This window comes from Pseudazoarcus sp. NS36 (assembly GCF_059703705.1).
Genome location: NZ_BAAKJA010000005.1, coordinates 79,731 through 102,021, shown reverse-complemented (window position 1 = coordinate 102,021; position 22,291 = coordinate 79,731). Strand labels below are relative to the sequence as shown.

Sequence of the window (22,291 nt, the reverse complement as noted above, 5' to 3'; positions counted from 1 at the left end):
CCCCCGGTTTTCCCTCAGGGATTCAGACCGAAAGACCTACGCCCCCGAAGAAGGCCTCCGCACCGTCGCCCCCCAACGCCATGAAGAACGGCGCCGCGTTGCGGGCGATGCGCGCATCGACCAAGGCGGATTGCGCGCTGGCATTGCCCTGCAGCCGCTCGTAATCCGCGACGAATGCGTCATAGCCCTCCACGGCCCGCTGCAGCTGATGCGCCGAAGCCAGCTGCATATAGCGGTTATGCAGGTCGAAATCGTTGTCGAACAGGCTCTCGATGCGCGCCTTGTCGGGGTGATTGTTCATGACCGTGATCTTCCCGGACGAGTCATTACCAAGCACCGCCTCGGGCGGCACCGAGATGCCGTGCTGGCGGAACAACTTGCCGAGGTCAGCGGCAAACTCTGCCGTAGCGCGTGACAGGTCTGCGCCCTGGATCATTTGCAGCGGCGGCAACTCCGACACGCCGGAAACCGGCGTCTGACTCGCGTTTCGAACGGATGGTGGCGTGGTCGGGGGCGCCACCCCGAGCGTGGTATTGCTTGCAGAAACCTGCATGACCGGACTCCAGGCAAGGAACCCGATGCTTTATGCAATCAACGTGCCACCGCAACCATGCGCACACGGCGCTTAAGGCTTGCCATCTGCGCGCGGCCGAACCAGCCAGGGACCGAAGCGCAACACGAACAGGCCCAGCGCCAACGCAAAGCACGCACCGCTGGCCATCACCAATACGTCGTGCAGCGCGCTCCAGTACACCGAAACAAGCCGAAGCAGCGTGGCCACGAGCATCAAGCCGAACGCCAACGTCATGCGCGACGGCGCTGCAATGGCGCGGCCTGTGTGGCCCAGGGCGGTGCGCGACATCATGCCCAGGGTCAGCACGCCGATGCCGCCGACCGCAATCAGATGCACGGCCCCGCTGAGGTACTGAGGCGCCAGCGCCAGCGTCAGGCCGTACAGCCACACCCCGGCGGCGGTGCTGCCGAAGCCGGCGAACAACACCCACAGCATGGGCTCGCGCATCACGCCGGCATGCCACCAGCGCGTCATTGAAATCAGGTTGGCCGAGGCACCGACCACCCCTAGCGCAGCAGGCAACCACGGCTTGACGCCGAAGCCCACCGCGATCGCCATCAGAAACGGGAACGCGATGCCGGCAAGCAGCAACGGAACGGGTGTCGGCACCTGCGCGATCTGCAGCCGTTTTGCCGTGAAGAACGGAATCACGCGCAGCCCCATCAGGAAGATCACGACCGCCACCAGGAGCAGCCCGGTATGCAACATGCCACGCAGATCCACTGCCAGCGCACCGGACACCCCCGCGTGAAACACTGCGTTGGAAACGCCGAGTGCCAGCAACAGCAGCACCGGAACGAGATTGCGACGATTCCCGCTGCGCAGAATCGGCAGCGCGAACAACACTGCAGCGACGGTGAAGAACGCAAGCGACAGCAGCGCTCCCGGCAACACCGTATTCGGAACAGCGAGCAACGCCACGCGCGCGCCCAGCCACAGGGCGACCAGCAGAAGCAACGGCAGCCCGCGCGTCGGCGGCTGACCGGTCCAGGTGGCCACCGCAGTCAGCAGGAAACCAACAATGATCGCTCCGGCGTAGCCCCACACCATTTCATGGCCGTGCCACAGAAAACCGGGCAATGCCTCCGTGCCGCCCAGGCCGAACGCCCAGGCCAGCACGAAGATTGCACCCTGCACCGCGGCAAGCAGGTAGAAGGGGCGGAAGGCAAAGGACAGGAAAGCATTCCAGGACGGCGCCTGAGGTTCGGGCGGCGCAGCACGCAGGTCGAGACGGATCAGCGTCATGCCACCCTCCCGCGTACAGCCTCGCAAGCGTCTGCTTCAAGCGCCACAAAGAATTCTGGCAAAGACGGTGTCAGACGCTGCATTCGGGCTCTCCTGTGATGTGGCCCGATTGTCGGGCCGCGAAAACGGCCCCACCTTGACCCGAATCAATCCAGTGGGGAGCTCGGTGCGCGGCGTCGGTCGGTCATGCTGACGCTGATGCGACTCACCGCCTCGGCGCCGAGCAGACGCTCGGCCCATGGCAGGATGTCCTCTTCCTCAAGGCGGATGTGCATCTCGTAGGCCGCCGCAAAATGCAGCACGAGATCCTGACCCAGTGCTGCGTGCTCACCCTCCGCGATGCGGACGAGCAAAGCACGCACTTCGGCCCAGGCGGCAGCCAGCTCGACATGCTCGGCAAGAATGCGATCGACCAGCGCCTGCAGGCGCTCGCGCTCGGAGGCCGCGGCCGCTTCCAGCATGGCGGGCAGCAGATCCCGTTCTTCATCGAGATGGTGATTCACTGCGGCCAGATCGAAATAACGCATCACCGAACGCGCCGTACGCTGCGCCTGCTCGTCGGCACCGTGCTCGGGCAGCCACTGCGCAAGACGGCCGAGCGTGGCAAGCTGCGCACCTATTCGCTCGTGACAGGCATGCAGCATTTCCAGCGGCTCATCGAGCCCCGGCGCAGCCGGAGGAAGCAGTGAGTTGCTCACAACGGCAGGAAGCCCGCCGGGTTCTTGCTGAAAGCAACGGACATGATCCACAGGAACACGACCACGGCACCACAGAAGGCGGTAACGCGGATGCCCTTGGTACGTCCGAGGCGCAGCGCAACCAGCCCCAGGCCGATATACAGCACCAGCCCGGTCACCTTGGCCATGATCCAGCCAGGGACAAAGGCATTCGGAGCAAGCACGACAGCCAGCGTCAGCGCGGTGAGCAGCAACAGCGTGTCGACGACATGCGGCAGGATGCGCACGACGCGCTTCTGCAGCAGGCCGCTCTCCGTCATCATCCACACACCGCGCAGCACGAATCCGAGAATGCTGACGATCGCCAGCAGCATGTGAAGATGTTTGATCCCTTGATACACGGTTGTTCCTCCTGAACTGCTGACTTAGGCTGCATCAAACCAGCCATCGACTACGAACGCATGAAACCTAACACAAGCTGCATTTCACCTGTGATGCTGCGTCAGATTGCCTTCTTCCGGACGCTCTCGGATGAAGACCTGAGCGGCGTTGCACGCCACACACGCGAGCTGTGCGTGCCGCGCGGCCAGGTGCTGTTCAACCGTGGCGATCAGGCTCAAGGCTTTCATTTCGTCATCGAGGGACAGATCAAACTCGCCATCAGCTCGCCCGCGGGCAGCGAAAAAGTCGTCGAGGTCATCCACCCGATGCAGACCTTCGGCGAAGCCGTGATGCTGCTTGAGCGCCCCTATCCGGTGTTCGCGCAGGCCGTGCTCGACACGCGCCTGCTGCACATCGGCCAGGGCATCGTGTCGGAGCTGATCGACCGCGACCCGATGTTCGCCCGCAAACTGCTGGCCGGCATGGCCGTGCGTCTGCACGGGCTGATCCAGGATGTCGAGACCTATTCGCTGCAGTCGAGCACGCAGCGCGTCATCGGCTATCTGCTACAAAGCAGCGGCGACGAGAACGCCGAAGTGCCGCTGGAGTTCGACCTGCCGACTTCCAAGCAGACCATTGCATCGCGCCTCAACCTGACACCCGAAACGCTGTCGCGCATCTTTGCCGAGCTGTCGCAGGCCGGGCTGATCCATGTGCATGGCAAGCACGTGAAGCTGCTCGACCCCAGGAAACTGGCCGACTTCAACGGCTAGCGGGCGCCCGGCCCTACATCCGCAAACGCTCGCGGTAGCCGGTCATCTCCAGATAGCCACGCCCGACCTCCACGCCCGCTTCCAGCAGCCGCACCGCGCCCTCCCAGTAGATCGCTCCGGTCGAGGCGCGGCTGTCAAGTTCCTGGTCGTCCATCAGCGGTTCGATACGGAATCGCCGCTCGCCGACCACGACCTCCCACTCCACCGCGTAGTCGGCATCGGTGCGCGGTGAGCGCCAGCGGCGCAACGGCGTGAAACTCACCCCGTCCGGCCCGAAGGTCTGTGTCTCGCCGTTGGCATCGGCCAGCGTCGCCGCGCCCCACATCGCGCCATCGGCCGCGTCGCGCATGCGAAAGGCCATCAGCGAGCCGCCGTCATGCAGGTTGATGCCGATCCAGTCCCAGCCACGCGCGCCTCCGGGCAGGATTTCGCTCGACCATTCGTGATCCAGCCAGGCCTGCCCGCTCACCGTGTGCGCGGCGCCACGCAGTTCCAGCGTACCGCTCACGCTCAGTTGCGGGCGGCTGTAATAGCCGCTCGCATTGAGCGGATCGGGCGCCTTGCGGCTGTAGCCGGCCTCGCCGTTGAGTACTGGAGGCCGATCGGCCTCCAGTACCAGATCAAAAGCAAAATCGTCAGCACGGATGGTGGTGCGATAGCTTGAGCCGTCCAGCGCCAGCACCCAGTCGCCGATCCAGGCCTGCGTCGTTTCCGTCGCCACTCCGGCCAAAGGCGGCAGGACGCGCGCCGAGCGTTCGGCGTGCAGCAGCCGCCCCTCGGCCGGGTCCGCCACCGCGGCGTGCGCAAGCACCAGCTGGCTTGGCGCGAAGCGGCTGGCATCGCCTTCGCCGATGAGCGTGCGCACGCGAAAGAACGTCACCTGAAAGCCGCGCTCTACGCCCGCCTCATCGCTCAACCAGCCGGTCGCATACCACCACTCGATGCGGTGCTCAGGATGAGCGCCGAAATCACGCGGGAAGGAAAGCGTCAGCCCTGGCAGCACCGGCGCGTACTCGGCCCGCAGTGGCACCGCCAGCAACAAGAGCAGCAGCGCAAGCAGACGCTTCACTACCAGTCCTCCTTGACCGCCAGCACAGCCTCACGACGCATCGCGCTGCGGCCGGCAAAGCGCGCCGCCAGTGCGGCCAGCGTGACGAGCACGCTCGCGAACACCGCCAGCATGCCCCACGGCACGGCCAGATCCATGCTCCAGTGGAAGCTCTGGCGATTGATGACGAAAACCAGGATCAGCGCGATCGCCAGCCCGGCCGCTACACCTGCCGCAACCCCGGCCAGCGCCGTAAGCGCGCCCTCGGCAGCCAGCAGCGAACCGATGCGGCGGCGCTCCAGCCCGAGATGCCTCAGCACCCCGAACTCGCGCGCCCTCGCCAGGGCCAGCGCGGCAAAGGTCGTAACGATGCCGAACAGTCCGATCAGCACCGCCACCGCCTCCATCAGCCAGGTCACGAGGAAGGTACGGTCGAAAATATCCAGACTCGTGGCGCGAATGCTGCCCGCATCGTTGAACTCCACCGGCGCACCGTCCAGCGCCGCGACAATCGCCGCCTGCGCCTGCGCAACACTGCTGCCGGGCGCCAGACTCACGCCCAGGTCATTGATCAGCGTGTCACCAGTGATGCGCTGCCAGTCACCCAGTTCGATCACCAGCGCACCGTGCTGGCGTGCGTAATCGCGCCACACTCCGCCCACTACAAACACGTGTTCGCCGCCGGCCAGCGGCACGCTCAGGCGGTCACCCTGCGCACGTCCAAGCAGATCGGCGGCTGCCTCCGACAGCCACACCGTCGGCCCTTCGACCTCCATCTGCGCCACCAGCGGCATGGCCGCACCGCCCTCGGCCGGGCGGGCGATCAGGGTCATCGGAAAGCGCCGGTCGCCCATGCGCAGCGTGTCGTAACGCAAGGGAATGACTGCGGCCACCTCCGGCAACCCAGCCACACGTCGGACCACTTCCGGTGGCAGGAAGCCGCTCTGCGAGGATGGCGAGGCCCGCACATAGACGTCGGCCGGCAGCACGCGCGCCAGCCAGTCGTCGAGCGAGACGCGAAAGGAACTGACCATCACCGCCATCGAAACCGCCAGCGCCACGCTGGCGACCACCCCCGCGCCTGCCACCACCGCCTGCCCCGGCGCGGCGGCGAGCCGCAGGCGTACCAGCCGCGCAATGACCCCGCGCAGCGGCGACAGCGCGCCAACCATCCACACCACGACAGCCGGCAGCGCCAGCACGGCCGACACCAGCACCAGCGCCACCGCGGCATAACCGGCCAGCGGAATACCGCCGACCGGAGGCAACCAGCACAGCCCGGCGGCCAGCGCGGCACACAGTGCCGCCAGACCGCCGCGGGACTGGCCACGCCAGGCCTCGGCTTCATCACCGGCGTGTAGCGCCCGGGCCGGCGCCCGACGCACCGCTTCACGCGCCGGCAACCAGGCGCCGGCCGCACCGACCACCACGCCCAGTGCCAGATAGGCCAGCGCCGGCAGCCAGCGGAACGAGACCTGCGGCGCTGCCGCGGCGAAGAAGCCCGCGCCCAGATCCGCGCCGACCAGCGCAAAGGCCGCCGCGGCGAAAGCATGGGCCAGCGCCACACCGATCACGCCGCCAAGCAGGCCGATCACCGCGCCCTCCAGCACCAGCCCGCGCACCACCATTACCCGCGTCATGCCTATCGCGCGCAGGAAGGCGAAGAGGCTGCGACGCCGTACCACGGCCAGCCACTGTGCCGAGAACACCAGAAAACCGCCCGTCAGCAGCGCGATGGCCGCCAGCATGGCCATGTTCACGCGATAGGCGCGCGACAGCCCGGCCGCCTGCTGCGCCCCTTCGTCGGGGGTGAGCAGTTCGACGCCGGCGGGGAGCAGCGGCGCAAGACGTTCGCGCGCGGCCTCCACGCTCAGGCCGGAGATCAGCCGCAGATCGACCCGCGTGAGTTTGCCGACCCGGCCAAAGCGCGACTGCGCAGCGGCAATGTCGATCACGCCAAAGGCTTCGCCCTGCGCGGCGGCCGGCACGCCGCCCGACACCGTGAAGCTTCGCCGCTCGATACCCGACAGCACGTCCAGCGCGTCACCCGCTTCCAGCCCCAGCTCCGCCCGCGCTGCGGCCGACAGGAACACCCGGTCCGGCTCCAGTACCGCCAGCCGCCCGATGCCGTCGGCCGACTGCGGCATCAGCCGCGGCGTGGTACCGCCCACGCGAAACACGTCGATGCCGTAAAGCCGCAGGCTGCCTTCGCGGCCGGCGAGCCGCGCCTCGATCTCCAGCACCGGGCTGGCCTCGGCCACTTCCGGAGCCTGCGCGAGGCGCACATAGGTTTCATCATCAAAGCCGCCGCGCGGCCCGACCGCCTGCAGATCGGATTGCCCGGCCAGCAGACGCATGCCGCGCCCGAACTCGTCGAGCGCGCTGGCATGGATGAGTTGCACCGCCAGCCCCAGCGCCACGCCCAGCGCAATCGCCAGCACCGACAGCGCCGTGGCGAGCCGCCGCCGCGCCAGGCTGGCGACGAAGACGCGCAACAGCGCGGGCGTGTTCATGCCGGGTTTTCCGCCACCAGCCCGGAGCGCGTCAGGCGCAACACGCGGTCGGCGCGGCGTGCGGCGTCGAGCGAATGGGTGACGAGGATGGCCATGGCCTGGGCCTTGCGCACTTCGTCGATCAGCAGCTCGATCACGCTGCCGGCCAGTTCGGGATCGAGGTTGCCGGTCGGCTCGTCGGCCAGCACCAGCCGTGGGCCATGCACCAGCGCCCGTGCAATCGCCACGCGCTGCAACTCGCCGCCGGACAGCGTGCGCGGCCAGTCGTCGGCACGCTCGCCCAGCCCGACACGGCCCAGCATGTCGCGCGCGCGCTGCGCGGACTCGCGTTCGGACACGCCGAGCAGCCACAGCGGCAAGGCCACGTTCTGCGCCAGGCTCAGATGCGGCAGCACGTGAAAGGCCTGGAACACGAAGCCGTACTTTTCCCGCCGCAGACGGGCGAAGGCATCTTCATCAAGCTCGCGCAGCACGGCGCCGTCCAGCGTCATCGCGCCAGCATCGAGCGGCTCCAGCCCGGCGATGCAGTTGAGCAGCGTGGACTTGCCGACGCCTGACTCGCCGACCACGGCTACCACCTCGCCCGGCGCAAGTCGCAAGGACACCCCGGCGAACAGCGGCGAGCCAGCGGAATGGGATTTGGACAGATCGACAAGTTCGAGCATGGGCGTGCAGACACTCGCTGCGGCGGATGGTTGCCGATGTTCGCACGATGGGGCGGCCTGCGCCCTTCGCGTATACTCGCCGCGCCATGCCGGTCGATCATTACGAGAACTTTCCTGTCGCCTCCCTGCTGCTGCCGAAGCACCTGCGCGAGCCGGTGGAGGCCATCTACGCCTTCGCCCGCGGCGCCGACGACGTGGCCGACGAGGGCAACGCCGACGCCGACACGCGGCTGGCACAGCTCGCGGAGTATCACGCCGGCATCGACGCCATCGAGTTCCGCATGCCGGCCAACGATGACGCGCTGCGTCCGATGTTCGAGCGGCTTGAACGCAATGTGCGCGAGTTCGACCTGCCACTGCAGCCCTTCCGCGATCTGGTCAGCGCCTTTGCTCAGGACGTGGTGAAAACGCGCTACGCCAGCTACGACGATTTACTCGACTACTGCCGTCGCTCGGCCAACCCGGTGGGTCGCCTGCTGCTGCATCTGTATGGCGTTCGCGATGCGGTGTCGCTGAACCGCTCGGACGACATCTGCACCGCCTTGCAGCTGATCAACTTCTGGCAGGACGTCGGGCTGGACATCGCCAAGCCACGCATCTACCTGCCGCAGGAAGACCTGGAACGTTTCGGCGTGACTGAAGACGACCTTGTGCAGGGCCGCGACAGCGAGGCCTGGCGTCGTCTGATGGCCTTCGAGGTGCATCGTGCGCGCACGCTGATGCTGCGTGGCGCCCCGCTCGCCCGCGCGCTGCCAGGACGCATCGGCTGGGAACTGCGTCTGATCGTGGCCGGCGGCCTGCGCATCCTCGAACGTATCGACGCGGTGCGCTACGACGTCTTCCGCCACCGCCCGACGCTGGGCAAGCTCGACTGGCCGCTGCTCGGCTGGCGCGCCCTCACGCAGGCCCCCGCATGAATCCGCACGACTACTGCCGCCGCCGCACCGCCGCCAGCGGATCGAGCTTCTACTACGGCTTCCTGTGTCTGCCCGCGCCCCGCCGCCGCGCGATCATGGCGCTGTACGCTTTCTGTCGCGAGATCGACGACGTCGTCGACGAAACGAGCGACGCCGAACTCGCGCGCAGCCAGCTTGAAGAATGGCGCGCCGAAATCGCCCGCGTGTATGCCGGCACGCCGCAGCACCCTGTCGGTCTGGCGCTGGCCGACATCGTGGCCGAATTCCGCCTGCCCGAAGAGCAGCTGCTGGAGATCATCGACGGCATGGAGATGGATCTGGAGCAGAACCGCTACGCCGACTTCAGCCAGCTCCAGCTCTACTGCTACCGCGTGGCCAGTGTGGTCGGCCTGCTCTCGGCCGAGATCTTCGGCTATACCGACCGCCACACGCTGCGCTACGCGCACGATCTGGGCATGGCCTTCCAGCTCACCAACATCCTGCGCGACGTCGGCGACGACGCGCGGCGTGGCCGCATCTACCTGCCGCAGGATGAGCTGGCGCGCTTCGGCGTTACCGAGGACGACATCCTGGCCGGTCGCAACAGCCCGCAGATGACTGGACTGCTCGCCTTCCAAGCACAGCGCGCACAGGAGTTCTATGCGCGCGCACTCGGCGAACTGCCTGACGCAGACCGTCGCGCCCAGCGCCCCGGCCTGATCATGGCGGCGATCTACCACCGCCTCCTCGACGAGATCGTGGCCGGCGGCTACCGCGTGCTGGGCGATCCGCCGAGGCTGCCCACGCGCCTGAAGCTCAAACTGGCCGTTTCGGCCTTCTGGAAGAACCGCTAGTGAAGAAGATCGCAGTCATCGGCGGCGGTTACGCAGGGCTGGCCTGCGCGGTCGAGCTGACCCGCGGCGGCGCACAGGTGACGCTGTTCGAGCGCTCGCACACGCTGGGCGGACGGGCGCGGGTCGTGGTGAAGGACGGCCATCGCGTCGACAACGGTCAGCACATCCTGATCGGCGCCTACACGGAACTGGCGCGCCTGATGCGCATCACCCGTCAGTCTCCCAAATCCATGCTGCGCATGCCGCTCACGCTGGTCACGCCGGGCAAGCTGCGACTGATCGCAGCGAAGCTGCCTGCCCCGCTGCATCTGGCCGTCGGCCTGTTGCGCGCGCAAGGCCTGAGCTGGACGGATCGCCGCGCCATGTTGCGGCTGATGAACCACCTCAAGCGCCGGAACTGGAGCATCGAGCCGGAACTCAGCGTGGCGCAACTGCTGCGCGACACCGCGCAGACCACACGCCTGACGGAACTGATCTGGCTACCGTTGTGCGTGGCCGCCCTCAACACCCATGCCGAAGAAGCCTCGGCACAGATCTTCGCCAATGTGCTGCGCGACAGCCTGAGCTCGAACGCCTCGGCCAGCGAACTGCTGATCCCGCGCACCGACCTGACCGAGCTGTTTCCGGTGCAGGCCGCGCGCTATCTGGCCACGCGACGCGGCCGGCTCGAAACCGGCACTACCATCAGCGCCATCACACAGGGCGAAGACGGCTTCGTGCTGGCCGGAGACTCATCCGAAAAGCGCCGCTATGACCAGGTCGTACTCGCCACCGCGCCCTACCACGCGGGCGCCCTGCTGCGCTCGGCCGGGTGTGAGGCACAGGCCGAGGTAATCGATGCGCTGCGTCACGAGCCGATCACCACCGTCTATCTCGCGCTCGGCGATGGGGTGAGCTTGCCCGCCCCCATGATCGGCCTCACCGACGGCCCTGCGCAGTGGGCTTTCGATCGTGGCGCGCTCGATGGCGAGGCCGGCCTGATCGCCTGCGTGATCAGCGCCAGTGGCCCGCATGGCGAGCTGACGCGCGAGGAGCTGGAGACGGCCGTGCTGCAGCAACTCGAACGCCAGCTGCGAATCCGCTTGTCGGCACCGAACTGGAGCATGACCATCACCGAAAAACGCGCGACCTTCGCGTGCACGCCAGCCCTCGCCCGCCCCGGCCTGCGCACGCCGCTGCCGGGCCTGTGGCTGGCCGGCGACTATCTGGACTCGCCCTACCCGGCTACGCTGGAATCCGCGGTACGCTCGGGCTGCGCGGCCGCGGCGGCGGCACTCGCCGAGGAACCCTGATGGACGTCCCGCATCCACCCCGTATCGACATCACGCAGACCGACCGCTACCGCTTCGAAGTGGATTTCGGCGCGGCCTTCGCGCCGTTTGCCATCGACGAGCCGCAGCCCATCGGCGACGAGACCGCGCCCGCCCCCGAGCAGATGCTCGCCGCCAGCGTTGCCTACTGCCTCTCGGCCAGCCTGTTCTTTGCGCTCACCAAGTACCGTCAGGATGCCGGCCCGATCCGCGCCAGCGCCGAATGCACGGTGGAGCGCAATGAGGCCGGCCGTCTGCGCATCACCGCCATCGACGTAGACATCCGCCTGGCGGCCGAGGCCGGCACGCTCAATCATCTGGACCGCGCGCTGGCGCAGTTCGAGCCCTTCTGCACCGTCTCGGAGAGCGTGCAGAAGGGCATTCCGGTAAATGTCAGCGTCACCGACGGCGCAGGCCGCAAGCTGCGCTGAACGCTTCAGGAGGAACACACATGGAAAAGGCCCAGAACCCGGAAGACCTCGCCCGGCTCTTCATCGAACGCGCCAACGCAGGCGATGTGGAAGGACTGGTCGCACTGTACGAAGCCGACGCCGTGCTCGCAGTAGGCGAACCGGTGGCCAGCGGGCACGAGCAAATCCGCGCCTTCTACGCGCGTGTGCTGTCGAAGAAACGTGAGTTTCCGCCGGTCAGCCAGATGAAGCCCATCGTGCACGGCGACATGGCAATGACCACCTCGCGCCAGCCCAACGGCAACATCTCCACCGAAATCGCCCACCGCCAACCCGATGGCACCTGGCTGTGGAAGCTCGATCAACTCAAGATCGAGCCGCTCAAGCCGGAGGATTGATCAGGCCGCGACCTGCGCATCCTCGGCCAGCCGCCCAGCCGTCATGCGCAGCACGCGGCCGCAGCGCGCGGCCAGCGCCTCGTCGTGCGTGACGAGAACCAGCGTGGTGCCGGAAGCGCGGTTGAGTTCGAACATCAGCTCGATGATGGCCGCGCCGGTGGCGGCATCGAGGTTGCCGGTGGGCTCGTCGGCAAGTAACAGCTTGGGGTTCGGGGCGAAAGCGCGGGCGAGCGCCACGCGCTGTTGCTCGCCGCCGGACAGATGCTTGGGATAGTGCTTGCTTCGGGCGGTCAGGCCGACGCGCTCAAGCCACTGCGATGCCACGCCTTGCGCATCGGGCGCGCCGGAGAGTTCCAGCGGCAACATAACGTTTTCCAGCGCGGTCAGTGCCGGCAGCAGCTGGAAGGACTGAAACACGAATCCGATATTCGAGGCTCGCAGCTGAGCACGATCATCCTCGTCGAGCGCGAACATCGAGGTGCCTGCGAGGCTGACCGAACCCGCGCTTGGAACATCCAGCCCCGCCAGCAATCCGAGCAGTGTGGATTTGCCCGAGCCGGACGCGCCGACGATGGCCACCGACTCGCCGCTGCCGATCGAGAAGGCGATATCGTCCAGAATGCGCAGCACGCCATCGCCTTCCGAGACCGGCACGTGTTTGGCCAGTCCGCGCACTTCAACCACCGGAGAACCCAGTTCGATGCTGCTTCGATCCATCGCCATCTTCCTGTTCGTCATCGTTTCGGGCGCCGCCCAGGCCGCCACCATCCTGATCTGGGGCGACAGCCTGTCGGCCGGCTACCAGCTCGCACAGCGCGAAGCATGGCCGGTGCTGTTGCAGACGCGGCTGGCGGAGAAAGGGTTCCCGCACAAGGTCGTCAATGCCAGTGTCAGCGGCGAGACCACGGCCGGCGGTCTGACCCGCCTGCCCGCTGCGCTAGCGCAGCACAAGCCGGACGTCTTCGTGCTGGAACTGGGCGGCAACGACGGCCTGCGTGGCCTGCGCCCGCAGATCATGGGCGAAAACCTCGAAGCGATGATAACAGCCGCCAAACAGGCCGGCGCCCGCGTGCTGCTGATCGGCATGGAGATGCCGCCCAACTACGGTCCGGCCTATACGCGGCGCTTTGCGCAGACCTTCCGCGAGGTGGCCGAACGCACCGACTCCGTGCTGCTGCCCTTCCTGCTCGACGGCTTCGGCGACAAGCCTGAACTGTTCCTGGCCGACGGCATTCACCCTACGGCCGAAGCGCAGCATCTGATTCTGGATACGGTGTGGGCAAAACTGGAACCGATGCTGCGATAGCCGGCGGGGCCATGCGACAATCCGCCCCTTGTCCATCCGCACACACGCCATGAAAAAAGGCACCGCCACCGTCGCCGATCTGGGCGCGTTCGACGACATCATCGACGCGCGCAGCCCGGCCGAATTCGACGACGACCGCATCCCCGGTGCGCTGTCTTGCCCGGTGCTGGACAACGATCAGCGCGCCATCGTCGGCACCATCTACAAGCAGCAATCGGCCTTCGAGGCACGACGTGTCGGTGCGGCCATGGTGGCTGACAACATCGCCCATCACCTGCGCGACAAGTTCGCCGACAAGCCCAAGAACTGGCGCCCGCTGGTGTATTGCTGGCGCGGCGGGCAGCGCAGCGGCGCCTTCGTGACCTGGCTGCGCATGGTCGGCTGGGACGCCTGCCAGCTCGAAGGCGGCTACAAGAACTGGCGCCGCCACGTCATCGCGGAACTGGATGAATTGCCGAAGAAGCTCGACCTGCGCATCGTCGGCGGACCGACCGGCAGCGGCAAGACGCGCGTACTCGAAGCGCTGGCCGGGCTCGGCGAACAGGTCGTGGACCTCGAGGACCTCGCCGCCCACAAAGGCTCGGTGCTCGGCGCCCTGCCCGACCGCGACCAACCGCCGCAGAAGCTGTTCGAAACGCAGTTGTTCACCACGCTGTCGGCGCTCGACCCGCAGCGCCCGGTGTATGTCGAGGCCGAAAGCCGCAAGATCGGCCGCATCCACCTGCCCGAAGCTCTGATCCTCGCAATGCGCGCCGCCCCCTGCGTCAGCATTGATGCCACGCGCGACGCACGACTGGAATTCCTAGTGCGCGACTACGCCTATCTCGGGGACGACGTTGTGCTACTGCAGCAACGCATCGACTGCCTGCGCGGCCTGCAGAGCAACGAAATGCTGGATCGCTGGAAGGAGCTGGCCGCCGCACACGCGCTGCCCGAACTCTTCGGCGAGTTCATCGACAAGCACTACGACCCGCTCTACAAACGCTCGCAAAACCACAACTACGTGAATTTTGCCGATGCTCGCAAGGTCGTCAGCGACGACCTCAGCCCGGCCGGAATCGCGGCCGTGGCCCGGCAAATCGCATCGGACGCGCCGTAAGCGCAGCCCGAAGCGACTTACGGAATCAGCGGTAACGCCTCTTTGCCGCGCTGCGCGCAAATGCGCTGGATCATTGCCGGCTTGGGCACTGAGACTTCACCCTGCTCGAAGGCCAGCACCGTAAAGCCGGCTGCGACGCGTCGCAGCAACTCATCCGGCTCGAGCAGAAAGGCCGGATTCGAGGGTTTGCCGAAGCGCTCGTTGCCGAGCATGAAGGTCTCGTAAATCAGCCAGCCACCGGTCGCGACGCAAGCCAGCAGCGCGTCGAAGTGCGGGCGGTAGAGGTAGTTGGTGACCACAACGACGTCAACGCTGCGGCCAGCCAGCGGCCACGTCTCCTGCTCAAGATCGATCACCTCACTGTGAATACCGGCTACACCCTGCAGTTGCGCGAGTGCTGCGGCGTCGCGGTCCACCGCCTCGACCGTGCAGCCGCGTGCCGCAAAAAGCCGCGCATGGCGCCCGCCCCCACTGGCCACGTCAAGCACGCTCGCACCTGACGGCACCAACGCAGCAAAACGCGCGACCCATGCCGACGGCGCGGCCAGCGTTGCGTGATCCGCGCTCACGCGATGCCCCCGATGCAGATCGACTTCATCTCCAGATATTCCTCGATGCCCACGCGCGCGCCTTCACGGCCCACGCCCGACTGCTTGATGCCGCCGAAGGGGAAGACCTCGCTGGAGAACACGCCGGTATTGACCGACACCATGCCGAACTCCAGCGCCTCGGAAACGCGGAACACGCGGCCCACGTCGCGCGTGAAGAAGTAGGCAGCCAGGCCGTATTCGGTGTCATTGGCCATGCGCACCACCTCTTCCTCGGACTCGAAGCGGAACAGTGGCGCAACCGGGCCGAAAGTTTCCTCGCGCGCCACGCGCATCGCGCTGGTCACGCCGGTCAGCACGGTGGGTTCATAGAAGCTACCGCCGAGCGCATGACGCTTGCCCCCAAGGATGGCCTGCGCACTCTTGGCCAGCGCGTCGGACACATGCGACTCGACCTTTTCCACCGCGGCATCGTCAATCAGCGGGCCGATGTGCACGGTGCCGGAGTTGCCGGCGCCGATCTTGAGCTTTGCCACGGCTTCAGCCAGCCGGCGTGCGAACTCGTCGTACACGCCGGCCTGCACGTACAGACGGTTGGCGCACACGCAGGTCTGCCCGGTGTTACGGAACTTGGACGAGATCGCGCCCTTCACGGCCTGATCCAGATCAGCATCGTCGAAGACAATGAAGGGCGCATTGCCGCCCAGCTCCAGCGACAGCTTCTTGATGGTCGGCGCGCACTGCTGCATCAGCAGGCGGCCGACCTCGGTCGAGCCGGTGAAGGACAGCTTGCGCACCGTCGGGCTGGCCGTCAGCACGCCGCCGATGGTGGCCGCATCGCCGGTGACGACGTTGAAGACGCCTTTCGGGAAGCCCGCCTGCTCGGCCAGCGCGGCCAAGGCCAGTGCGGAAAGCGGCGTCTGCTCGGCCGGCTTGACCACCACGGTGCAACCGGCAGCCAGTGCCGGCGCGACCTTGCGCGTGATCATGGCCGACGGAAAATTCCACGGCGTGATCGCCGCGCACACACCGACCGGCTGTTTGATCACCATCAGGCGGCGGTCAGCCGCCGGTGTCGGGATGACGTCGCCGTCGATACGGCGCGCTTCCTCGGCAAACCATTCCACGAAAGACGCCGCGTAGCCGATCTCGCCCTTGGCCTCGAACAACGGCTTGCCCTGCTCGGCGGTCATGATGGCGGCCAGTTCGTCTGCATTGGCCATGATCAGGCGGAACCATTCGCGCAGCAGCTTTGCGCGCTCGGCCGCAAGTCTGGCGCGCCAGGCCGGCAGCGCGGCGTCGGCCGCAGCCACGGCCCGTTCGGTCTCGGCGGCACCGAGGTCGGGCACGCTGGCGATGACTTCGCGGCTGGCCGGATCGCGCACATCGAACCGGCGACCGCTGTCGGCATCGATCCAGGCGCCGTCCACGTAGGACTGCTGGCGGAGAAGCATGGAGAGGGCGGGAGCGTTCATGGGCTTGTTCCTGCGGTACGTGTACGAAGCTGTGATTCTAGGGCCGCGACGCCGGGGCCGCGAGTCCGCTATCATGGGTCGCTGCATTGCATCATTTCCGGCGCATGAACGAAACCCACTACCTCGCCCCGCTGTTCCAGCCCCGCTCCGTTGCGGTCATCGGCCCCTGTTTCGACGAAGCTTCAATCGCCAACATTGCCGTGCGCAACCTGCGCCAGGCCCGCTTCCGCGGACCGATCACGGTTGTCGCAAGCGACACGTCGAGCATGCACGGCCTGCCCTGTGTGCGCTCTCTCGCCCAGGCCAAAGGCCCTATCGATCTGGCCGTGATCGGCACGCCGATCGAGGAAGTGCCTGATCTGCTCGCCGACTGCGCTGCGGTCGGTATCCGCGCCGCCATCCTGCCCGCCGGCTTCGTCGATCCGCCCGAACAGCGTCGCGAGGCCGCCGGCCGCCTGCGCGAAGCGGCGCGCCGCCACGGCATCCGTCTGCTCGGCCCCAATGCGCTGGGCGTGATCCGTCCCGAGATCGGGCTCAACGCCAGCATCGCCCACACCATGCCGCGCAGCGGCTCGATCGGCCTGCTGTCGCAGTCGGGCGCCCTGGCCACGGCCGTGATGGACTGGGCCACTCCCAACGGCGTGGGCTTCTCGGCTGTCGCCACGGTGGGCGCGAGTCAGGACATCGATTTTGGCGACGTGCTCGACTACCTCGTGGCCGATCCGCGCACCGAAAGCATCTTTCTGTACATCGAGCGCATCCGCGACCCACGCCGCTTCATGACAGCGCTGCGCGCCGCGGCACGCATGAAGCCGGTGCTGCTGCTCAAGGCCGGACGCAACCCGCAGGTGGCCGCCGCCATTCACGAGCTGGTCGGCACGCCGGCCGGCGGTGATGCGGCCTTCGATGCCGCCATCCGCCGCTGCGGCGTGGTGCGGCTGTACAACCTCAATCAACTGTTTGCCGCCGCCGGCGCACTGTTCTCGGATTTCCGCCCGCGCGGCAACCGGCTGGCCATCGTCACCAACGGCGGCGGTCTGGGCTTCATGGCGGCCGACCGCGCCGCCGATCTGGGCATTCCACTATCGGATTTCGCACCCGCCACGCGCGAGAAACTCGCTGCACTGCTGGGAGAGCGCTGGAACGGCGGCAACCCCGTGGACCTCGGCCGCATCGCCGACGCCGACACCTATCGCGACGCACTGCGCGCCGTGCTCGACGGCCCGCATGTGGACGGCGTGCTGGTGCTGCTCTCCCCGCAAGCCACCACCCGCCCGACCCACGTTGCCCGTGCCGTGGCCGAACTGGGTCGCGATGCCGGCAAGCCGCTGGTGACCTGCTGGGTCGGCGAGCAACACGTGACCGAGAGCCGCGACGTCTTCCACAAGGCCGGCATCCCGACCTTCCGCACACCGGAGCCGGCCGTCGAGCTGTTCAGCCACATCTCTGCCTACTACCGCAACCAGAAGCTGCTGATGCAGGTGCCCGGCCCGCTGTCGGATCTGGACGCGCCGGACATCGACAGCGCCCGCCGTGTAATCCTTGCCGCGCTGGCCGAGGCGCGCTCGGTGCTGACCGAAACCGAATCCAAGACCTGTCTCGCTGCCTTCGGCATTCCGGTGGCGCCCACGCGCGTCGCCACCAGCGAAGACGAAGCGGTGGAACTGGCGCAGGCCATCGGCCTGCCGGTGGCGATGAAGATCGACTCGCCGGATCTGCCCTCAAAAACCGATGCCGGCGGTGTACGCCTGGGCGTGGCCAGTCTCGACGCCGTGCGCAACGCCTGGCGCGGCATCATGGAAGCCGTTTCCGGCAGTACCCCGGAAGCGCGGCTGAACGGCGTTGCCATCGAACCCATGGTGGTGCGCAGTAACGGCCGTGAGCTGGCGGTGTCGTCGCGCACCGACGCCGTGTTCGGCCCGCTCATCGGGCTGGGCGCAGGCGGCCGTCGTGCCGGTGGCGCACGGGCGCACGCGCTGCCGCCGCTCAATGACTTCCTGGCGCGTGACCTGATGCAGGCTGGCCAGGTCGCGCCGCTGCTCGACGCGTCTATCGTGCGCCCAGCCGCCAACCGCGATGCGCTCGAAGACGTGCTGCTGCGGGTATCCGAGATGGTGTGCGAACTGCCCGAGATCCGCGCGCTCGACATCGACCCGCTGCTGGTCGACGAATCCGGCGCCATCGCGCTGGACGCGCGCATCGTGATCTCGCCGGCTGCGCCGTCCGAAGGACGCTACGAACACATGGCGATCCACCCCTATCCGTCACACCTCGTGACCGAGTGGGAGTTGCCCGACCACACGCAGGTGACGCTGCGCCCGATCCGACCGGAAGACGCCGCGCTGACCACCGAATTCGTGCGAAGCCTGTCGTCCGAGACGCGCTACCAGCGCTTCATGAACACCGTGCGCGAGCTGTCGCCTGCAATGGTCATCCGCCTCACGCAGATCGACTACGACCGCGAGATGGCCTTCGTTGCCACCACCGTCGAGAACGGCCGCGAAACGCAGATCGGCGTGTGCCGCTATGCCGCCAACCCGGATCGTGACTCCTGTGAATTTGCAGTGGTCGTCGCCGATGCCTGGCAGCATCGTGGCGTTGCGCGGCGACTGATGGACCTGCTGATCGACACCGCTCGCAAGCGCGGCTTCGTGCGCATGGACGGGGTATTCCTGGCCAGCAACGAGCGCATGCTGCATTTCGTCGAGAAACTCGGCTTCGAGCTGCATCCGGACCCGGAAGACCCGTCGATCCGCCAGGGCAGTCTGGATCTGCGAAGCAAAATCTAGGGCGCGTTGTGCTGCGGCGGGTGCGTCGCAATTCGCTGCGCTCATCGCGACCTGCAGCGCTCCCCATGTATCATCCGCGCCCTGCGCACCTACCGGAACCACAGAGAAGCCATGCCGTTCAGCATCCAGCAGACCACCTTCAAGGGCCAGCCGGTCATCACAGTTCTGTCAGGCGACGGCGCACGTGCCGTAGTGTCGCCGTTCGGCGGCCAGGTGCTGTCATGGGCGCCGGCCAACGGGCTGGACCAGCTGTATCTGTCCGAACAGGCCGTGTATGACGGCAAGACGCCGATCCGTGGCGGCGTGCCGGTGTGTTTTCCGCAATTCTCCAAGCTCGGCAAGCTGCCGCAGCACGGCTTTGCGCGCGACGCGGTGTGGACGCTGGCCGAGCAGCGCGGTGGCGACGACTTCGCCATCATCACGCTCAAACTCACCGACGACGAACGCACACGCGCCATGTGGCCGGGCATGTTCGAGGCCGAACTGACGGTAGCCATCGGCGGCGAGCGCATCGACATCGAGTTCGAGGTCGAGAACACCGGCCACTCGCCCTTCGCCTTCACTGCCGCGCTGCACACCTATCTGGCCGTGCGCGAAGTCGAGAACATCCGCCTCGAAGGCCTCAACGGCTACGAATACCGCGACGCTACGGACGAGAACCGCATCAAGCGCGACAGCGGCGACGTGATCATCGTCGAGGACGAGGTGAACCGCGTCTATCACGACGTCGAGCGCACGCTGCTGCTGCGCGACGGCAACCGCTCGATCGGCATCAACACCGAAGGCTTCCCGGACGTCGTGGTGTGGAACCCGTGGGAACACCGCTGCAAGGAGTTCGCCGACCTGCCGCCCAATGGCTTCCGCCATTTCCTGTGCGTGGAGTCGGCCGCTGCGCGCAACAAGATCCTGCTCGACGCCGGCGATTCGTGGTTCGGCCGTCAGACCCTCGTCAAACTCTGATCCTCGCCGACATGCTGCCTTCCATAGAACACCGCATCGCTGCAGAACTGGGCGTAGCGCCGCGCCAGGTCATCGCCACCGTCAAGCTCATCGACGAGGGTGCGACCGTGCCCTTCATCGCCCGCTACCGCAAGGAAGTGACCGGCGGGCTGGACGACACACAACTGCGCCAGCTCGAAGAACGCCTGGGCTATCTGCGCGAGCTCGAAGACCGCCGCGCCACCGTACTGGCCTCCATCGACGAACAGGGCAAGCTCGACGACGCCTTGCGCGCGCAGATCGAAGCCGCTGAAACCAAGCAGCGCCTCGAAGACCTGTACCTGCCCTACAAGCCCAAGCGCCGCACCAAGGCGCAGATTGCGCGCGAGGCCGGCATCGAACCTTTGGCAGAGTTGCTGCTGGCCGACCCGAGTCGCGTGCCGGAAGACGAAGCCGCTGCCTACCTGAACCCGGAAGCCGGCTTCGAAGACGTGAAAAGCGTACTCGACGGCGCGCGCAACATCCTGGTCGAACGCTTCGGCGAGGACGCCACGCTGCTCAGTGAGCTGCGCGACTATCTGAACGCCAACGCCGATATCGTGGCGCGCGTGATCGAAGGCAAGGAGCTTGAGGGCGCCAAGTTCCGGGACTGGTTCGACCACCGCGAGCCGCTGGCGAAGATGCCCTCGCATCGCGCTCTGGCGCTGCTGCGTGGCCGCAATGAAGGTGTGCTGCGCGTCGCACTTGAGGTGCCCCACGAAGAGGGCACACCGCACCCCTGCGAATCGCGCATTGCCGCACGCTTCAACGTACGCAACCAGAGCCGCCCGGCCGACCGCTGGCTGACAGACACCGTGCGCTGGGCGTGGAGCGTGAAGATCTCGCTGCATCTAGAACTGGAACTGGTTGGTGCCCTGCGTGAGCGTAGCGAGGAAGAAGCCATCCGCGTCTTCGCGCGCAACCTCAAGGACCTGTTGCTCGCCGCGCCGGCCGGCGCCCGCCCGACCATGGGCCTGGATCCCGGCATCCGCACCGGTGTGAAGGTTGCCGTGATCGACGCCACCGGCAAGCTGGTGGCGACCGAAACCGTCTACCCCTTCGAGCCGCGCCGTCACCGTGAGCCGGCGATTGCCGCGCTGGTGGAGATGATCCGCGCGCACGGCGTGGAACTGGTGGCCATCGGCAACGGCACGGCCTCGCGCGAGACCGACCAGCTGGTGGCCGAGCTGATGCAACGCCACCCGGAACTGCCGGTCACCCGCATCATGGTGTCGGAGGCCGGCGCCTCGGTGTATTCGGCCTCGGAACTGGCTGCACGCGAATTCCCGGAACTCGACGTTTCGCTGCGCGGCGCGGTGTCGATTGCCCGCCGCCTGCAGGACCCGCTGGCCGAGCTGGTCAAGATCGACCCCAAATCCATCGGCGTCGGCCAGTACCAGCACGACGTGAACCAGAGCCGGCTGGCGAAAATGCTCGATGCCGTGGTGGAAGATTGCGTGAACGCCGTCGGCGTGGATCTCAATACCGCCTCCGCCCCGCTGTTGGCGCGCATCTCGGGCCTCAACCCGGCGCTGGCCGAAAACCTCGTCGCACACCGTGATGCCAACGGCCCCTTCCGCTCGCGCAAGGGCCTGCTCGACGTCGCCCGCCTGGGGCCCAAGACCTTCGAGCAGGCGGCCGGCTTTCTGCGCATCCGCGACGGTGCCGATCCGCTGGACGCCTCGGCCGTGCACCCGGAAGCCTATCCACTGGTTGAACGCATCCTGGCCCGCGTGCAGGCGAGCGTGCGAGAGGTCATGGGCAACACGCAACGCCTGCGCGAACTGAAACCGGCCGAGTTCACGGATGAGCGCTTCGGCGAGCCGACCGTACGCGACATCCTCGCCGAACTCGAAAAGCCCGGCCGCGACCCGCGCCCGGAGTTCCGCACCGCGAAATTCCGCGACGGCATCGAGAAGGTCTCCGACCTCGAACCCGGCATGCTGCTCGAAGGCGTGGTCACCAACGTCACCAACTTCGGCGCCTTCGTGGATATCGGCGTGCATCAGGACGGCCTCGTGCACGTCTCGATGCTGTCCGACCGCTTCGTGCGGGACCCCCACAGTGTGGTCAAGGCTGGCGACGTGGTGAAGGTCAAGGTCGTGGAGGTCGATCTGCCGCGCAAGCGCATCGCGCTGACCATGAAGTTGGCCGAAGCGCCGGCTGTTGCGAAGCCCGCCGCAAAGCCGGCCGACAGACCGCGTGAGTCCGCAGCGAAGAAGCCACAATCCCAGCCGCAACGCCCGCAAACCCAGCGCAAGCAGGAGCGCAAGCCCGAGGGCGCGATGGCCGATGCGCTGGCGCGCGCGTTGCGCGGTGACAAGTAAAATCGGCATCCATATCAGGGGAACC

The 22,291-nt window shown here is 67.0% G+C and carries 21 protein-coding genes; 11 read left to right on the top strand and 10 right to left on the bottom strand.

Annotated elements, in window-relative coordinates; translation table 11 throughout:
* Positions 1-22: 22 nt before the first annotated feature.
* The 4 genes from AC6H0R_RS09200 to AC6H0R_RS09185 all read right to left on the bottom strand — a co-directional run bounded on the left by AC6H0R_RS09200 (position 23) and on the right by AC6H0R_RS09185 (position 2,897).
* Positions 23-553 (bottom strand): hypothetical protein, encoded by a 531-nt coding sequence (locus AC6H0R_RS09200; RefSeq protein ID WP_497581069.1) that lies wholly within the window; start codon positions 551-553, stop codon positions 23-25.
* Positions 554-625: 72 nt separating this feature from the next.
* A complete protein-coding gene (locus tag AC6H0R_RS09195) occupies positions 626-1,819 on the bottom strand; it encodes an NnrS family protein (RefSeq protein ID WP_497581068.1) in 1,194 nt (397 codons plus the stop codon).
* Between the two features lie 146 nt (positions 1,820-1,965).
* Positions 1,966-2,517 (bottom strand): hemerythrin domain-containing protein, encoded by a 552-nt coding sequence (locus AC6H0R_RS09190; RefSeq protein WP_497581067.1) that lies wholly within the window; start codon positions 2,515-2,517, stop codon positions 1,966-1,968.
* Positions 2,514-2,897: a SirB2 family protein gene (locus tag AC6H0R_RS09185; protein ID WP_497581066.1), complete on the bottom strand. Its 384-nt coding sequence runs from the start codon at positions 2,895-2,897 to the stop codon at positions 2,514-2,516. Before AC6H0R_RS09185 ends, AC6H0R_RS09190 begins: the two co-directional genes overlap by 4 nt.
* 60 nt (positions 2,898-2,957) lie before the next feature.
* Between AC6H0R_RS09185 and AC6H0R_RS09180 the strand changes: the two genes are divergently transcribed.
* Positions 2,958-3,650, top strand: coding sequence for a Crp/Fnr family transcriptional regulator (locus AC6H0R_RS09180; protein ID WP_497581065.1), 693 nt, complete (start codon positions 2,958-2,960; stop codon positions 3,648-3,650).
* A 13-nt stretch (positions 3,651-3,663) separates the two neighbouring features.
* On the opposite strand, the gene AC6H0R_RS09175 is transcribed toward AC6H0R_RS09180, so the two are convergent.
* The 3 genes from AC6H0R_RS09175 to AC6H0R_RS09165 are packed head-to-tail and all read right to left on the bottom strand — an operon-like array spanning position 3,664 to position 7,876.
* On the bottom strand, positions 3,664-4,719 hold the full coding sequence (locus AC6H0R_RS09175; RefSeq protein ID WP_497581064.1) for a lipocalin-like domain-containing protein: 1,056 nt from the start codon (positions 4,717-4,719) through the stop codon (positions 3,664-3,666).
* Positions 4,719-7,211: an ABC transporter permease gene (locus tag AC6H0R_RS09170; protein WP_497581063.1), complete on the bottom strand. Its 2,493-nt coding sequence runs from the start codon at positions 7,209-7,211 to the stop codon at positions 4,719-4,721. The genes AC6H0R_RS09175 and AC6H0R_RS09170 overlap by 1 nt, the downstream gene beginning before the upstream one ends.
* Positions 7,208-7,876 carry an ABC transporter ATP-binding protein gene (locus tag AC6H0R_RS09165; RefSeq protein ID WP_497581062.1) on the bottom strand — a complete coding sequence of 223 codons (669 nt, stop codon included), beginning with the start codon at positions 7,874-7,876 and terminating at the stop codon, positions 7,208-7,210. Before AC6H0R_RS09165 ends, AC6H0R_RS09170 begins: the two co-directional genes overlap by 4 nt.
* 86 nt (positions 7,877-7,962) lie before the next feature.
* On the opposite strand from AC6H0R_RS09165, the gene hpnC reads away from it, so the two are divergent.
* From hpnC to AC6H0R_RS09140, 5 genes are read left to right on the top strand one after another with little or no spacing between them, the layout of a single operon-like run.
* On the top strand, positions 7,963-8,793 hold the full coding sequence (hpnC, locus tag AC6H0R_RS09160) for a squalene synthase HpnC (protein WP_497581061.1): 831 nt from the start codon (positions 7,963-7,965) through the stop codon (positions 8,791-8,793).
* Positions 8,790-9,626: a presqualene diphosphate synthase HpnD gene (gene hpnD, locus AC6H0R_RS09155; RefSeq protein ID WP_497581060.1), complete on the top strand. Its 837-nt coding sequence runs from the start codon at positions 8,790-8,792 to the stop codon at positions 9,624-9,626. Before hpnC ends, hpnD begins: the two co-directional genes overlap by 4 nt.
* Positions 9,626-10,918 carry a hydroxysqualene dehydroxylase HpnE gene (hpnE, locus tag AC6H0R_RS09150; RefSeq protein ID WP_497581059.1) on the top strand — a complete coding sequence of 431 codons (1,293 nt, stop codon included), beginning with the start codon at positions 9,626-9,628 and terminating at the stop codon, positions 10,916-10,918. The genes hpnD and hpnE overlap by 1 nt, the downstream gene beginning before the upstream one ends.
* A complete protein-coding gene (locus tag AC6H0R_RS09145) occupies positions 10,918-11,367 on the top strand; it encodes an OsmC family protein (RefSeq protein ID WP_497581058.1) in 450 nt (149 codons plus the stop codon). The genes hpnE and AC6H0R_RS09145 overlap by 1 nt, the downstream gene beginning before the upstream one ends.
* Before the next feature lie 20 nt (positions 11,368-11,387).
* Complete coding sequence (locus tag AC6H0R_RS09140; RefSeq protein WP_497581057.1) at positions 11,388-11,744, top strand: YybH family protein; 357 nt, start codon at positions 11,388-11,390, stop codon at positions 11,742-11,744.
* On the opposite strand, the gene AC6H0R_RS09135 is transcribed toward AC6H0R_RS09140, so the two are convergent.
* The gene (locus AC6H0R_RS09135; protein ID WP_497581056.1) at positions 11,745-12,461 is read right to left on the bottom strand and encodes an ABC transporter ATP-binding protein; all 717 of its coding nucleotides are present in this window, start codon (positions 12,459-12,461) and stop codon (positions 11,745-11,747) included.
* Here AC6H0R_RS09135 and AC6H0R_RS09130 point away from each other — a divergent pair.
* Both AC6H0R_RS09130 and mnmH read left to right on the top strand, forming a co-directional pair.
* Entirely contained in the window at positions 12,445-13,050 is a 606-nt protein-coding gene (locus AC6H0R_RS09130) for an arylesterase (RefSeq protein WP_497581055.1), read from the top strand. The genes AC6H0R_RS09135 and AC6H0R_RS09130 overlap by 17 nt on opposite strands.
* A gap of 49 nt (positions 13,051-13,099) precedes the next feature.
* On the top strand, positions 13,100-14,149 hold the full coding sequence (mnmH, locus tag AC6H0R_RS09125) for a tRNA 2-selenouridine(34) synthase MnmH (protein WP_497581054.1): 1,050 nt from the start codon (positions 13,100-13,102) through the stop codon (positions 14,147-14,149).
* A gap of 17 nt (positions 14,150-14,166) precedes the next feature.
* Here mnmH and AC6H0R_RS09120 read toward each other — a convergent pair whose 3' ends face one another.
* Together AC6H0R_RS09120 and AC6H0R_RS09115 are read right to left on the bottom strand one after the other, a co-directional pair.
* Positions 14,167-14,718: a class I SAM-dependent methyltransferase gene (locus tag AC6H0R_RS09120; protein WP_497581053.1), complete on the bottom strand. Its 552-nt coding sequence runs from the start codon at positions 14,716-14,718 to the stop codon at positions 14,167-14,169.
* Positions 14,715-16,172: an NAD-dependent succinate-semialdehyde dehydrogenase gene (locus AC6H0R_RS09115; RefSeq protein WP_497581052.1), complete on the bottom strand. Its 1,458-nt coding sequence runs from the start codon at positions 16,170-16,172 to the stop codon at positions 14,715-14,717. Before AC6H0R_RS09115 ends, AC6H0R_RS09120 begins: the two co-directional genes overlap by 4 nt.
* Before the next feature lie 104 nt (positions 16,173-16,276).
* On the opposite strand from AC6H0R_RS09115, the gene AC6H0R_RS09110 reads away from it, so the two are divergent.
* From AC6H0R_RS09110 to AC6H0R_RS09100, 3 genes are all read left to right on the top strand, one after another.
* Positions 16,277-18,961 carry a bifunctional acetate--CoA ligase family protein/GNAT family N-acetyltransferase gene (locus AC6H0R_RS09110; RefSeq protein ID WP_497581051.1) on the top strand — a complete coding sequence of 895 codons (2,685 nt, stop codon included), beginning with the start codon at positions 16,277-16,279 and terminating at the stop codon, positions 18,959-18,961.
* A gap of 111 nt (positions 18,962-19,072) precedes the next feature.
* On the top strand, positions 19,073-19,921 hold the full coding sequence (locus AC6H0R_RS09105; RefSeq protein WP_497581050.1) for a D-hexose-6-phosphate mutarotase: 849 nt from the start codon (positions 19,073-19,075) through the stop codon (positions 19,919-19,921).
* Between the two features lie 11 nt (positions 19,922-19,932).
* Entirely contained in the window at positions 19,933-22,266 is a 2,334-nt protein-coding gene (locus tag AC6H0R_RS09100) for a Tex family protein (RefSeq protein WP_497581049.1), read from the top strand.
* Positions 22,267-22,291 lie beyond the last annotated feature (25 nt).